The organism is Pseudomonas sp. B34(2017) (assembly GCF_002112915.1).
Taxonomy (GTDB): Bacteria; Pseudomonadota; Gammaproteobacteria; order Pseudomonadales; family Pseudomonadaceae; genus Aquipseudomonas; species Aquipseudomonas pharyngis.
This window is the reverse complement of the sequence record NZ_NEJA01000001.1, coordinates 966,668-980,378: the sequence shown is the minus strand read 5'-3', so window position 1 is coordinate 980,378 and position 13,711 is coordinate 966,668. Positions and strand designations below refer to the sequence as shown.

The 13,711-nt window shown below is 60.2% G+C and carries 17 protein-coding genes; 10 read left to right on the top strand and 7 right to left on the bottom strand.

The window, feature by feature from the left end; translation table 11 throughout:
- Positions 1 to 9: 9 nt before the first annotated feature.
- The 7 genes from hpf to CAF80_RS04695 form a co-directional block, all read right to left on the bottom strand.
- A complete protein-coding gene (gene hpf, locus CAF80_RS04725) occupies positions 10 to 318 on the bottom strand; it encodes a ribosome hibernation-promoting factor, HPF/YfiA family (RefSeq protein ID WP_011332471.1) in 309 nt (102 codons plus the stop codon).
- 73 nt (positions 319 to 391) lie between these two features.
- Entirely contained in the window at positions 392 to 1,885 is a 1,494-nt protein-coding gene (locus CAF80_RS04720; RefSeq protein WP_011332472.1) for an RNA polymerase factor sigma-54, read from the bottom strand.
- Positions 1,886 to 2,072: 187 nt separating this feature from the next.
- The gene (lptB, locus tag CAF80_RS04715) at positions 2,073 to 2,798 is read right to left on the bottom strand and encodes an LPS export ABC transporter ATP-binding protein (protein WP_007953572.1); all 726 of its coding nucleotides are present in this window, start codon (positions 2,796 to 2,798) and stop codon (positions 2,073 to 2,075) included.
- Positions 2,798 to 3,343 (bottom strand): lipopolysaccharide transport periplasmic protein LptA, encoded by a 546-nt coding sequence (gene lptA / locus CAF80_RS04710; protein ID WP_074691817.1) that lies wholly within the window; start codon positions 3,341 to 3,343, stop codon positions 2,798 to 2,800. Before lptA ends, lptB begins: the two co-directional genes overlap by 1 nt.
- Positions 3,330 to 3,902 (bottom strand): LPS export ABC transporter periplasmic protein LptC, encoded by a 573-nt coding sequence (gene lptC / locus CAF80_RS04705; protein WP_007953568.1) that lies wholly within the window; start codon positions 3,900 to 3,902, stop codon positions 3,330 to 3,332. Before lptC ends, lptA begins: the two co-directional genes overlap by 14 nt.
- 8 nt (positions 3,903 to 3,910) lie before the next feature.
- Positions 3,911 to 4,435 carry an HAD family hydrolase gene (locus CAF80_RS04700; protein ID WP_074691813.1) on the bottom strand — a complete coding sequence of 175 codons (525 nt, stop codon included), beginning with the start codon at positions 4,433 to 4,435 and terminating at the stop codon, positions 3,911 to 3,913.
- Positions 4,436 to 5,410 (bottom strand): KpsF/GutQ family sugar-phosphate isomerase, encoded by a 975-nt coding sequence (locus CAF80_RS04695; RefSeq protein WP_039769296.1) that lies wholly within the window; start codon positions 5,408 to 5,410, stop codon positions 4,436 to 4,438.
- A 275-nt stretch (positions 5,411 to 5,685) separates the two neighbouring features.
- Here CAF80_RS04695 and CAF80_RS04690 point away from each other — a divergent pair, with 275 nt between their 5' ends.
- From CAF80_RS04690 to hisC, 10 genes are all read left to right on the top strand, one after another.
- On the top strand, positions 5,686 to 6,498 hold the full coding sequence (locus CAF80_RS04690) for an ATP-binding cassette domain-containing protein (RefSeq protein WP_039769298.1): 813 nt from the start codon (positions 5,686 to 5,688) through the stop codon (positions 6,496 to 6,498).
- Entirely contained in the window at positions 6,498 to 7,295 is a 798-nt protein-coding gene (gene mlaE / locus CAF80_RS04685) for a lipid asymmetry maintenance ABC transporter permease subunit MlaE (protein WP_007953561.1), read from the top strand. The genes CAF80_RS04690 and mlaE overlap by 1 nt, the downstream gene beginning before the upstream one ends.
- Positions 7,295 to 7,762, top strand: a complete 468-nt coding sequence (mlaD, locus tag CAF80_RS04680; protein ID WP_007953559.1) for an outer membrane lipid asymmetry maintenance protein MlaD — start codon at positions 7,295 to 7,297, stop codon at positions 7,760 to 7,762. The genes mlaE and mlaD overlap by 1 nt, the downstream gene beginning before the upstream one ends.
- Before the next feature lie 11 nt (positions 7,763 to 7,773).
- On the top strand, positions 7,774 to 8,424 hold the full coding sequence (locus CAF80_RS04675; RefSeq protein WP_039769300.1) for a phospholipid-binding protein MlaC: 651 nt from the start codon (positions 7,774 to 7,776) through the stop codon (positions 8,422 to 8,424).
- Entirely contained in the window at positions 8,421 to 8,726 is a 306-nt protein-coding gene (locus tag CAF80_RS04670; protein ID WP_039769302.1) for a lipid asymmetry maintenance protein MlaB, read from the top strand. The genes CAF80_RS04675 and CAF80_RS04670 overlap by 4 nt, the downstream gene beginning before the upstream one ends.
- 115 nt (positions 8,727 to 8,841) lie before the next feature.
- On the top strand, positions 8,842 to 9,081 hold the full coding sequence (locus CAF80_RS04665; protein WP_039769303.1) for a BolA family protein: 240 nt from the start codon (positions 8,842 to 8,844) through the stop codon (positions 9,079 to 9,081).
- Positions 9,082 to 9,103: 22 nt separating this feature from the next.
- Positions 9,104 to 10,369: a UDP-N-acetylglucosamine 1-carboxyvinyltransferase gene (gene murA, locus CAF80_RS04660; protein WP_074691804.1), complete on the top strand. Its 1,266-nt coding sequence runs from the start codon at positions 9,104 to 9,106 to the stop codon at positions 10,367 to 10,369.
- A gap of 127 nt (positions 10,370 to 10,496) precedes the next feature.
- On the top strand, positions 10,497 to 11,132 hold the full coding sequence (gene hisG / locus CAF80_RS04655) for an ATP phosphoribosyltransferase (protein WP_007953554.1): 636 nt from the start codon (positions 10,497 to 10,499) through the stop codon (positions 11,130 to 11,132).
- Between the two features lie 125 nt (positions 11,133 to 11,257).
- Positions 11,258 to 12,583 (top strand): histidinol dehydrogenase, encoded by a 1,326-nt coding sequence (gene hisD / locus CAF80_RS04650; RefSeq protein WP_039769310.1) that lies wholly within the window; start codon positions 11,258 to 11,260, stop codon positions 12,581 to 12,583.
- A 2-nt stretch (positions 12,584 to 12,585) separates the two neighbouring features.
- A complete protein-coding gene (hisC, locus tag CAF80_RS04645; protein ID WP_085666898.1) occupies positions 12,586 to 13,638 on the top strand; it encodes a histidinol-phosphate transaminase in 1,053 nt (350 codons plus the stop codon).
- Positions 13,639 to 13,711 lie beyond the last annotated feature (73 nt).

The following is a 13,711-nucleotide window of genomic DNA, read 5'->3' as shown; positions in this document are numbered from 1 at the left end:
GGGTGGGGGTTATCGACCGGTAGCGCCCTGAAGCAGGCTCTGGGTCTTTTCCTTATGCTTTTTGAGTTGTTTATCAAGCTTGTCGGTCAGCGCGTCGATCGCAGCGTACATATCGGTATGTTCCGCGTTTGCGACGACCTCATTGCCGGGAATATGCAGCGTGGCTTCGATTTTCTGCTTCAGTTTTTCGACGCACATCGTGACTTGCACGTTGGTGATCTTGTCGAAATGCCCTTCGAGCTTCTTGAGCTTGAGCTCGATGTACTCGCGCAGAGGCTGGGTAACTTCCAGTTGGTGTCCACTGATGTTGACTTGCATACAGCTTCTCCTTCGTTGCCAGTGCATAAAGCGGCAGGCCGAAGAGCCTGCCACTGGAACGCTGTAACGTGGCTTACATCAACCGCTTGCGTTCGCTCGAAGGCGCGATCCCGAGGGATTCGCGGTACTTGGCGACCGTGCGGCGAGCCACCTGAATGCCTTGTGCCTCCAGTAAACCAGCGATCTTGCTGTCACTCAACGGCTTTTTCTGATTTTCCGCGGCAACCAGTTTCTTGATGATCGCGCGGATCGCCGTGGACGAGCATTCACCGCCCTCGGAGGTGCTCACATGGCTGGAGAAAAAGTATTTCAGCTCATATATGCCCCGTGGGGTATGCATGAATTTTTGCGTGGTTACGCGGGAAATCGTCGACTCGTGCATGCCTACCGCTTCCGCGATGTCATGCAGGACCAACGGCTTCATGGCTTCGTCGCCATACTCCAGAAAACCGCGCTGATGCTCGACGATCTGGGTGGCCACTTTCATCAGGGTTTCGTTGCGGCTTTGCAGGCTCTTGATGAACCAGCGGGCTTCCTGCAACTGATTGCGCATGAAGGTGTTGTCGGCGCTGGTGTCGGCGCGGCGCACGAAACCGGCGTACTGGGCGTTGACCCGCAGGCGCGGCACCGACTCCTGGTTCAGCTCGACCAGCCAGCGCTCGTTGTCCTTGCGCACGATGACGTCAGGCACCACGTATTCGGCTTCGGTGGACTCGATCTGCGAACCGGGGCGCGGGTTGAGGCTCTGCACCAGTTCGATGACCTGACGCAGCTCGTCTTCCTTGAGCTTCATGCGGCGCATCAACTGGCTGTAGTCGCGGCTGCCGAGCAAGTCGATGTAATCGGTGACCAGGCGCTTGGCTTCGGCCAGCCAAGGGGTCTTGGCCGACAGCTGGCGCAATTGCAGCAGCAGGCATTCGCCCAGGTTGCGTGCGCCGATGCCGGCCGGTTCGAATTGCTGGATGCGGTGCAGGACGGCTTCGATCTCGTCCAGCTCGATGTCGAGTTCCGGATCAAAGGCGTCGAGGATTTCTTCGAGGGTTTCGTCCAGGTAGCCCTGATTGTTGATGCAATCGATCAGGGTGACAGCGATCAGGCGATCGGTGTCGGACATCGGTGCCAGGTTCAACTGCCACAGCAGGTGGCTTTGCAGGCTCTCGCCGGCGGAGGTGCGGGTGGTGAAGTCCCACTCGTCATCGTCGCTGCTCGGCAGGCTGCTGGCGCTGGTCTGGTAGACGTCTTCCCAGGCGGTGTCGACGGGCAGTTCGTTGGGGATTCGCTCGTTCCATTCGCCGTCTTCGAGGTTATCGACTGTCGGCGCGGTCTCCTGATAGGAGGGTTCCTGGATCTCGGTGTTGGGCTTCTGTTCGGCGTTGTCGGCCATGGGATCGGAGTTGTCGAAGTCGTCGCCGTCTTCCTGGCGTTCGAGCATCGGATTGGATTCCAGAGCCTCCTGGATTTCCTGTTGCAGATCCAGGGTCGACAATTGGAGCAGGCGGATGGCCTGTTGCAGCTGCGGTGTCATCGTCAGCTGCTGGCCCATTCTCAAGACTAGCGATGGTTTCATGGCAGGGGCTTAACACCTTATTCGCCGGCGCTATGCGCCATCCACTACAGGGCGCCGGAGCGCCAAACTTAAGCAAATTATATGCCTGAAACTGTCGTGTTTGCCTAGAGCGCTGTAACAATAAAAGCGTAGAAAAAAGGCGCTTCAACGTTACAGCACCCGGACGGCTGGTCGGATGCTGTCGCGCTTACAGGCGGAACTCGTGACCCAGATAGACTTCCTTCACCAGATCATTGGCGAGGATGGTCGCGGAGTCGCCCTCGGCGATCAACTGGCCGTCATTGACGATGTAGGCGGTTTCGCAGATATCCAGCGTCTCACGGACGTTGTGGTCGGTGATCAATACACCGATACCCTTGGCCTTGAGGTGGTGGATGATCTGCTTGATGTCGCCGACCGAGATCGGGTCGACACCGGCGAACGGTTCGTCGAGCAGGATGAACTTCGGTGCCGTGGCCAGTGCGCGGGCGATTTCCACGCGACGGCGCTCACCACCGGACAGGCTCATGCCGAGGTTGTCGCGGATGTGGCTGATATGGAATTCCTGCAGCAGGCTTTCCAACTCCTTGCGACGACCGGCCTTGTCGAGTTCCTGACGGGTCTCGAGGATGGCCATGATGTTGTCGGCCACCGACAGTTTGCGGAAGATCGACGCTTCTTGCGGCAGATAGCCGATACCAGCCTTTGCACGGCCATGCATCGGCTGGTGGCTGACGTCCAGGTCGTCGATCAGTACGCGACCCTGATCGGCCTGAACCAGGCCGACGATCATGTAGAAGCAGGTGGTCTTGCCGGCGCCGTTCGGGCCGAGCAGGCCGACGATCTGACCGCTGTCGATCGACAGGCTGACGTCGCGCACGACCTGGCGGCTTTTATAGGCCTTGGCCAGGTGCTGAGCTTTCAGAGTTGCCATTACTGGGTTTTCTCGTCGGTTTTCTTCTTCGGCTGGATCACCATGTCAATGCGCGGACGCGCTTCGGTGACCTTGTTGCCGGTGGCACGACCAGCGCTGGCCAGCTTTTTCACCGTGTCATAGACGATTTTCTCGCCCTGAGTGGTGTTGTTGTCCTTGTCGACGACTTTCGCCTTGTCGATCAGCACAACGCGGTTTTGCGCGGCGTGGTACTGAATGGTCACGCCCCAGCCCTGTACAGGCTTGGTGTCGCCCGCCGTCTGCAACTGCTCGAAGTAGGCAAGGTTGCCCACCGAGGTCACGACGTCGATATCGCCGGTCTGGGTGCGGGTGATGGTCACGGTGTTGCCTTTGACGATCATCGAACCCTGAGTGATGATTACGTCACCTTTATAGGTAGCAACGCCGTTCTTGTCGTCCAGCTGGGCATCGTCGGCCTGAATACGGATTGGCTGCTCTTGATCGTTCGGCAGAGCCCAGGCGCTCACGCTTCCCAGTGCTGCGCCCAGACTGAGCAAAATAGGGAGGGTTTTAACGAGCCTCATACTGTCCTCTTACGTTCGATAGCAGGTGTATCCTGCTTTCCTTCAAATACGCTTTCATTCCTACGCCAGTCGATACACCGCCAGCGCCGTCGATTCTAACGGGTTGCTGGGTCTGCGCATATTGCTGCTGCGGGAACACCGTCATGCGAGTGGAGGTGATCAGGGTGTCGCGGTTCTTTTCGTCGGTGCGTTTGACGCGTACCGAGTCGATCAGCTCGACCTCGGTGCCACCGGAGTTCACTTCACCGCGTTCGCTGGTCACGTGCCACGGGAAGTCGGTGCCACGGAACATGTTCAGATCGGGCTTGGTGACCAGTGTAATGTCGGTTGCCTTGACGTGCTCGGCCTTGTCGGACGTCATTTCGTACTGCACTTTGCCGTCTTCGAGGTACTGGATCGTGTGCGTATTGGTCGCGTACCAGTCGATCGGGCTTTCCTCTGCCGAAACCGGCGGTTTGTCGAGGAAGCGTTCCGGGCTGATGTTCCAGTAGCCGACCGCACCGAAAATCGCCGCGATGCAACCGAACAGCAGGATGTTGCGAAACTTTTTGCTAAACATGGTTGGACTCACAGATACGCATTGTTGGCGGCGTCGAGGCTGCCTTGGGCGCGCAGGATCAGTTCGCAGAATTCGCGGGCGGCACCTTCGCCGCCACGGGCGTGGGTGACGCCGTGAGCGTGTTCGCGCACGAAGGCTGCTGCGTTGGCCACGGCCATGCCCAGCCCCACGCGACGGATCACCGGCAGGTCGGGCAGGTCGTCACCGAGATAGGCGACTTGTTCATAGCTTAGGCCCAGTTGCTCCAGAAGACCGTCGAGAACGACCAGTTTGTCTTCGCGACCCTGAAACAGGTGCGGGATCCCCAGGTTCTTCGCCCGACGCTCGACCACCGGAGTCTTGCGACCGCTGATGATGGCGGTCTGTACGCCGGCGTTCATCAGCATCTTGATGCCCTGGCCATCGAGCGTGTTGAAGGTCTTGAATTCACTTCCGTCTTCAAGGAAGTACAGGCGCCCGTCGGTGAGGACGCCGTCGACGTCGAAAACCGCCAGTTTGATGGCCTTGCCGCGTTGCAGCAGATCGGTGCTCATTTACATCACTCCTGCGCGCAGCAGATCGGAGAGGTTGAAGGCGCCGATCGGGCGATCCTCTTCATCTACGACAACCAGCGCGTTGATTCGGTGGTCTTCCATGATTTTCAGGGCTTCGGCCGCGAGCATCTCGGCGCGGGCGGTCTTGCCGTGCACGGTCATCACCTGGTCGATGGTGGCGCTGTGGATATCGATGCTGCGATCCAGGGTGCGACGAAGGTCGCCGTCAGTGAAGATCCCGGCCAGTTTGCCGTCCGCTTCAAGAATGACGGTCATGCCCAGACCCTTGCGAGTCATTTCCATCAGCGCGTCCTTGAGCAGGGTGCCGCGCTGTACCTGTGGCAGCTCATGACCGGCGTGCATGACATTTTCCACTTTCAGCAGCAGGCGTCGGCCCAATGCACCGCCCGGGTGGGAAAAGGCGAAGTCTTCGGCGGTGAAACCGCGCGCTTCCAGCAGTGCCACGGCCAGGGCGTCGCCCATGACCAATGCGGCGGTGGTCGAGGAGGTCGGCGCCAGGTTCAGCGGGCAGGCTTCGTGCTCGACGTGCACGTTGAGATTGACCTCTGCCGCTTTGGCCAGCGGCGACTGTGGGTTGCCGGTGACGCTGATCAGCTGGATGCCCAGGCGCTTGATCAGTGGCAGCAGGGTGACGATTTCGTTGGTGGAGCCGGAGTTCGACAGGGCCAGGATCACGTCGTCACGGGTGATCATGCCCATATCGCCGTGACTGGCCTCGGCCGGGTGTACGAAAAACGCCGGGGTGCCGGTGCTGGCCAGGGTCGCGGCAATCTTGTTGCCGATGTGCCCGGACTTGCCCATGCCGACCACGACAACACGGCCCTTGCTGGCCAGAATCATCTCGCAAGCGCGTACGAAATCGGCGTCGATATGGGGCAACAAGCCTTGTACGGCTTCCACTTCGAGGCGGATGGTGCGTTGTGCCGATTGAATCAGGTCGCTGGTTTGGCTCATGTCAGAAATCGTATAGCCCGATGAAAAGGCGGCGATTATAGCGGTTATGTTGAAAAGCCTCACGCAAGTTCGTCGTGCTTTGTCATTCCTCGTTACCAAATCTCTGCAAATAAGGCGTCAAGCCCTTCAACTCGCAGAATGCGGGCCGGTGCAGGCCTTGGGCGCTTGCCCTTTGCAGTGATATAGTTCGCCGCCAGTTCGGCCTGCCCGGGATGTAGGGGCTTTCCTCAGAAAGCCAGGCGTCCGAGTGAGAGGCTGCATCGCAAGGAGTTTAGATGAGTGCCGATAACGCCTACGCGGTCGAGCTGAAGGGAGTCTCCTTCAAGCGCGGTGCGCGGAGCATTTTCAATAACGTCGATATCCGCATCCCGCGCGGCAAGGTCACCGGCATCATGGGGCCTTCCGGGTGTGGCAAGACCACACTGTTGCGCCTGATGGGCGCCCAGTTGCGGCCATCCAAGGGCGAGGTCTGGGTCAACGGCCAGAACCTGCCGAAGCTGTCGCGCAGCGATCTGTTCGATGCGCGCAAGCACATGGGCGTGCTGTTTCAGAGTGGCGCCCTGTTCACCGATCTCGATGTGTTCGAGAACGTCGCCTTCCCGCTGCGTGTTCATACCGACCTGCCGGACGAGATGATCCGCGACATCGTCCTGCTCAAATTGCAGGCAGTAGGGTTGCGCGGTGCGATCGAGCTGATGCCTGACGAGCTTTCCGGCGGCATGAAGCGCCGGGTCGCCCTGGCCCGGGCCATCGCCCTCGATCCGCAGATCCTCATGTACGACGAACCGTTCGTCGGCCAGGATCCGATCGCCATGGGTGTGCTGGTTCGCCTGATCCGTCTGCTCAACGATGCGCTGGGAATCACCAGCATCGTGGTGTCCCACGACCTCGCCGAAACCGCGAGCATTGCTGACTACATCTATGTGGTCGGTGATGGCCAGGTATTGGGGCAGGGCACGCCGGACGAACTGATGGGCTCGGACGATCCGCGTATCCGCCAGTTCATGACCGGGGAACCCGACGGCCCGGTGCCGTATCACTTTCCAGCGCCGGATTACCGCGCAGATCTTCTGGGGAAGCGCCGCTGATGCGCAGAATTACATTAATGGAGCGTGTGCGTCGTTTCGGCCTCGCCGGAATCGACAGCGTCGCAGTGTTCGGGCGTTCGACCCTGTTCCTGTTTCATGCCCTGCTCGGGCGAGGCGGCATCGGCGGCGGGTTTGGCCTGCTGGTCAAGCAGCTGCATTCCGTCGGCGTGATGTCGCTGGTGATCATCGTGGTGTCCGGGATTTTCATCGGCATGGTACTGGCGCTGCAGGGCTTCAACATTCTGTCGAGTTACGGTTCGGAGCAGGCCGTCGGCCAGATGGTGGCGCTGACCCTGCTGCGTGAGCTGGGGCCGGTGGTGACCGCGCTGTTGTTCGCCGGTCGTGCCGGTTCGGCGCTGACGGCGGAAATCGGCAACATGAAATCCACCGAACAGCTGTCCAGCCTGGAAATGATCGGGGTCGACCCGCTCAAGTACATCATTGCCCCGCGTCTGTGGGCCGGCTTCATTTCCCTGCCGGTGCTGGCGATGATCTTCAGCGTGGTCGGCATCTGGGGCGGTTCGTGGGTCGCCGTTGACTGGCTGGGTGTCTACGAAGGTTCCTACTGGTCGAACATGCAGAACAGCGTGAGCTTCGGTGACGATGTGCTCAACGGCATCATCAAAAGTGCAGTATTCGCTTTTGTCGTCACCTGGATCGCCGTATTTCAAGGCTATGACTGCGAACCCACTTCCGAGGGGATCAGCCGTGCCACCACCAAGACCGTGGTTTACGCCTCGCTGGCAGTACTCGGCCTGGACTTTATTCTGACTGCTTTGATGTTTGGAGATTTCTGATGCAAAACCGCACCCTGGAAATCGGTGTCGGCCTGTTCCTGCTGGCAGGGATCCTGGCTTTGTTGCTGCTGGCCCTGCGGGTCAGTGGCCTGTCTCCGACTTCGACCACCGATACCTACAAGCTTTACGCGTATTTCGACAATATCGCCGGTTTGACGGTCAGAGCCAAAGTGACCATGGCGGGTGTGACCATCGGCAAGGTCACCGCGATCGATCTGGACCGCGACAGCTTCACCGGTCGGGTAACCCTGCAAGTGGACAAAAGCGTCGACAATCTGCCGACCGACTCCACAGCATCTATCCTGACAGCGGGTCTGCTGGGCGAGAAGTACATCGGTATCAGCGTGGGCGGCGAAGACACCCGCCTCAAGGATGGTGGAACCATCCACGACACGCAGTCGTCTCTGGTACTGGAAGACCTGATCGGTAAATTCCTGCTCAATACCGTTAGCAAAGACGCCAAATGAGGAGCTTTTGAATGATCTCTACCTTGCGACGTGGCCTGTTGGTGTTGCTTGCGGCACTGCCGCTGGTGGCTAACGCCGTGGCGGCACAATCGGCGCACGATCTGGTTCAGGACACCACGAACCGGATGCTCGCCGACCTGGCGGCCAATAAAGAGAAGTACAAGCAGGATCCGCAGGATTTCTATACGGCGCTGAACACCATCGTCGGCCCTGTGGTCGATGCCGAAGGTATTTCCAAGAGCATCATGACGGTCAAGTATTCGCGCAAGGCAACCCCGGCGCAGATGAAGACCTTCGAGGAAAACTTCAAGCGCGGTCTGTTCCAGTTCTACGGCAACGCCTTGCTCGAGTACAACAACCAGGGCATTACCGTCGATGCGCCCAAGGATGAATCGGGTGACCGCACCAGTGTCGGCATGACCGTCAAAGGCAACAATGGCGCGATCTACCCTGTGCAGTACACCCTGGAGAAGATCAACGGCGAGTGGAAACTGCGTAACGTGATCATCAACGGCATCAACATCGGCAAGCTGTTCCGTGACCAGTTCGCCGACGCGATGCAACGCAATGGCAACGATCTGGACAAGACCATCAACGGCTGGGCCGGTGAAGTCGCCAAGGCCAAGCAGTCGGCCGAGCAGAACGAGAAGCCTGCCCAATGACCGAGTCGGCCATTCGTCTGGACGAAGCCAGCGAGCTGCAGCTCAGCGGTGTGCTGGATTACCGCACCGGCCCTGACCTGCGCGAGCAGGGCCGGGCGCTGATCAAGTCGTGCACCGCGCCAGCATTGGTGATCGATTGCTCGGCGGTGGAGAAGTCCAGCAGCGTCGGTCTGTCGCTGCTGCTGTGCTTCATTCGCGATGCAAAGGCCGCCGGCAAGGCGGTCAGCATCCGCGGGATGCCCGAAGACATGCGCGAAATTGCTCAGGTCAGCGAACTGACCGAGCTGTTGGCGCAACCCTGAACCCGCATCAATAGAGAAGCCCCCCGTCAGAGTCCTGCGCAGCGGGGTTCGCAGGCGCGGGGCTTTTTTGTATGATGTCCGACCCGTGCGCACAGGGCGCCGATTGAGGTTGAGCATGCAGGCCGTAGAAGTGAAGAGCTTCCTTGAAGGAAAGCTGCCAGGAACGCTGGTGGAAGTTGAAGGCGAAGGCTGCAACTTTCAGCTGAACGTGATTAGTGATGAACTGGCGGCGTTGAGCCCGGTCAAGCGTCAGCAAAGCATCTATGCCCATTTGAACCCTTGGATCGCCGATGGCAGCATCCACGCGGTCACTATGAAATTTTTCAGCAGCGCGGCCTGGGCCGAGCGCACCTGAGCCCTAGGGCGTCGAGATTCTTATGGATAAATTGATTATTACCGGTGGCGCTCGTCTTGATGGCGAGATCCGCATCTCCGGGGCGAAGAACTCCGCCCTGCCGATCTTGGCCGCCACCCTGCTGTGCGATGGCCCGGTTACCGTCGGCAACCTGCCGCACCTGCACGACATCACCACCATGATCGAGCTGTTCGGTCGCATGGGCATCGAGCCTGTGATCGACGAGAAGCTCAGCGTCGAAATCGACCCGCGCACCATCAAGACCCTGATCGCTCCGTACGAACTGGTGAAAACCATGCGTGCGTCGATCCTGGTGCTTGGCCCGATGGTTGCGCGCTTCGGTGAAGCCGAAGTTGCACTGCCTGGCGGTTGCGCCATCGGTTCGCGTCCGGTCGACCTGCACATCCGTGGTCTGGAAGCCATGGGCGCGGTCATCGACGTCGAAGGCGGCTACATCAAGGCCAAGGCGCCTGAGGGCGGCCTGCGCGGCGCGCATTTCTTCTTCGATACCGTCAGTGTGACCGGTACCGAAAACATCATGATGGCTGCCGCTCTGGCCAAGGGCCGCAGCGTGTTGCAGAACGCCGCCCGTGAACCTGAAGTGGTCGACCTGGCGAACTTCCTTAACGCCATGGGCGCCAAGGTATCCGGTGCCGGCACCGACACCATCACCATTGACGGCGTCGAGCGTCTGGGCTCGGCCTTCTACAAGGTCATGCCTGACCGTATCGAAACCGGCACTTACCTGGTGGCCGCTGCGGTTACCGGTGGCCGTGTGAAGGTCAAGGACACCGATCCGACCATCCTCGAAGCCGTTCTGGAAAAACTCCGTGAAGCCGGCGCAGAAATCACCTGTGGTGAAGACTGGATCGAGCTGAACATGCACGGCAAGCGGCCGAAAGCGGTCAACGTGCGCACTGCGCCGTACCCGGCGTTCCCGACCGACATGCAGGCGCAGTTCATTTCGCTCAACGCCATTGCCGAAGGCACCGGTGCCGTGATCGAGACGATCTTCGAAAACCGCTTCATGCACGTGTACGAACTGCACCGCATGGGCGCCAAGATCCAGGTCGAAGGCAACACGGCCATCGTCACCGGCACCGAAATCCTCAAGGGCGCGCCGGTCATGGCTACCGACCTGCGGGCTTCGGCAAGCCTCGTGATCTCGGCCCTGATGGCTGAAGGCGATACCCTGATCGACCGCATCTACCACATCGACCGTGGTTATGAGTGCATCGAGGAAAAACTGCAGATGCTGGGCGCCAGGATCCGTCGCGTTCCGGGCTAGTCGCTGCATCTGGACACAGGGAAGTGTCCGTTGAATTCGTTTTGATCGGGGGTGGCAACGCCCTCGATGTATGTCCGGCGCCGATTGCGACCGGGCATGAGTACCTTGATAAGGACTGACGTTTCCCATGTTGACCATCGCACTGTCCAAGGGCCGCATCCTTGACGACACCCTGCCGCTTCTCGCCGAAGCGGGCATCGTGCCGACCGAGAATCCGGACAAGAGCCGCAAGCTGATCATCCCCACGACCCAGGAAGACGTTCGCCTGTTGATCGTGCGGGCCACCGACGTGCCGACCTATGTCGAGCATGGCGCGGCCGACCTCGGCGTTGCCGGTAAAGACGTGCTGATGGAATACACCGGTCAGGGCCTGTACGAGCCGCTGGATCTGCAGATTGCCCAGTGCAAGCTGATGACCGCCGGCAAGGTCGGCGCGGTCGAGCCCAAGGGGCGCCTGCGCGTCGCCACCAAATTCGTCAACGTCGCCAAGCGTTACTACGCCGAGCAGGGCCGTCAGGTCGACATCATCAAGCTGTATGGCTCGATGGAGCTGGCGCCACTGATCGGTCTGGCCGACAAGATCATCGACGTGGTCGACACCGGCAACACCCTGCGCGCCAACGGCCTGGAACCCCAGGAACTGATCGCCACGATCAGCTCGCGTCTGGTAGTCAATAAAGCTTCGATGAAAATGCAACACGCCCGAATCCAGGCGTTGATCGACACCCTGCGCAAGGCAGTGGAGTCTCGACACCGCGGCTGATGTACCTGCGCGACGTTAAGTCGCGCCCGTCTATCCGCCTCATAGCCAGAATCTCAGGTGCCCAAGCGGAAACGACTGCTAAGTTAGGGCGCCTGAGTTTTTGCCATTCCTATGAGGCTCTCGCTATGACCGCACCGACTGCAATTCGCCGACTCAACGCTGCTGACCCGGATTTCGCGCATCATCTGGATCATCTGCTGAGCTGGGAAAGTGTGTCTGACGACTCGGTCAATCAGCGAGTGCTGGACATCATCAAGGCTGTGCGCGAGCGCGGTGACGCGGCACTGGTCGAGTTCACCCAGAAATTCGACGGCCTCGAAGTCGCTTCGATGGCGGACCTGATCCTGCCGCGCGAGCGTCTGGAACTGGCCCTGACCCGCATCACCGTGCCGCAACGCGAAGCGCTGGAAAAAGCCGCCGCCCGCGTGCGCAGCTATCACGAAAAACAGAAGCAGGACTCCTGGAGCTACACCGAAGCCGACGGCACCGTGCTGGGTCAGAAGGTCACGCCACTGGATCGCGCCGGTCTGTACGTGCCGGGCGGCAAGGCGTCGTACCCGTCCTCGGTGTTGATGAACGCGATTCCGGCCAAGGTCGCCGGCGTGACCGAAGTGGTCATGGTGGTGCCGACCCCGCGCGGCGAAGTCAACGAGCTGGTGCTGGCGGCGGCATGCATCGCCGGCGTTGATCGGGTGTTCACCATCGGTGGTGCGCAAGCCGTTGCCGCATTGGCCTATGGCACCGAAAGCGTGCCGCAGGTGGACAAGGTCGTCGGTCCGGGCAACATCTATGTTGCCACGGCCAAGCGTCACGTATTCGGTCAGGTCGGTATCGACATGATCGCCGGCCCGTCGGAAATCCTCGTGGTATGCGACGGCCAGACCGACCCGGACTGGATCGCCATGGACCTGTTCTCCCAGGCCGAGCACGACGAAGACGCCCAGGCGATCCTGGTCAGCCCGGACGCCGAGTTCCTCGACAAGGTCGCCGCGAGCATCGACAAGCTGCTGCCGACCATGGATCGCGCAACCATCATCGAAACCTCGATCAACGGCCGTGGTGCCCTGATCCACGTGCGTGACATGACCCAGGCCATCGAAGTCGCCAACCGCATCGCCCCGGAACACCTTGAGCTGTCGGTCGCCGACCCGCAGGCCTGGCTGCCGCAGATCCGCCACGCCGGCGCGATCTTCATGGGCCGCCACACCTCCGAGGCGCTGGGCGACTACTGCGCGGGTCCGAACCACGTGCTGCCGACCTCCGGCACCGCGCGTTTCTCCTCGCCGCTGGGCGTGTATGACTTCCAGAAACGCTCGTCGATCATCTTCTGCTCCGAAGACGGTGCTTCGGAACTTGGCAAGACCGCCTCGATCCTGGCCCGTGGCGAATCGCTGAGCGCCCACGCGCGCAGCGCCGAATACCGCATCAAAGACGAAGTGAAGGGGAACTGAACATGAGTAAATTCTGGAGCCCGTTCGTCAAGGATCTGGTGCCTTACGTGCCGGGCGAGCAGCCGAAGCTGACCCGTCTGGTCAAACTCAACACCAACGAAAATCCGTATGGCCCGTCGCCCAAAGCCCTGGCGGCGATGCAGACCGAACTCAACGACAACCTGCGCCTGTACCCGGACCCGAACAGCGATCTGCTGAAAAACGCCGTCGCCAAGTACTACGGCGTACAAAGCAATCAGGTGTTCCTCGGCAACGGTTCGGATGAAGTGCTGGCGCACATCTTCCACGGACTGCTGCAACACGATCAGCCGATCCTGTTCCCGGACATTAGCTACAGCTTCTATCCGGTGTACTGCGGCCTTTACGGCGTCAAGTTCGATTCGGTGCCGCTGGACGCGCAGTTCCAGATCAACCCGGCGGACTACGCCAAGCCGAACGGCGGGATCATCTTCCCTAATCCGAACGCACCAACCGGTTGCCTGCTGGCGCTGGAAGCGGTCGAGCAGATTCTCAAGGCCAGCCAGGATTCGGTGGTGGTGGTCGACGAGGCCTATATCGACTTCGGCGGAGAAACTGCGATCAGCCTGGTGGACCGTTATCCGAACCTGCTGGTGACCCAGACCCTGTCCAAGTCCCGTTCGCTGGCGGGCCTGCGGGTCGGTCTGGCGGTCGGCCATCCGGACCTGATCGAGGCGCTGGAGCGGATCAAGAACAGCTTCAATTCCTACCCGATCGATCGCATGGCGAATGTCGGCGCGGCGGCGGCGTTCGAAGATCGCGAGTACTTCGACAAGACCTGCGCACTGGTCATCGAGGGTCGCGAATGGGTGGTTGCGCAGTTGCAGGCTAAGGGCTTCGAAGTGCTGCCGTCGGCCGCGAACTTCATCTTCGCCCGGCATCCGCAACACGATGCGGCAGGGCTGGCGGCCAAGCTGCGTGAGCAGGGCGTGATCGTGCGCCACTTCAAGCAGGAGCGGATTGCCCAGTTCCTGCGGATCTCGATCGGCACGCCGGAGCAGAATCAGGCGTTGATCGACGGTCTGGGCGACCTCTAAATTTTTATAGAAAATGCAGAGGATTCTGTGTTGCAGGGATAAGCATGGAATCCTCTTTAAGAATTATATTTTC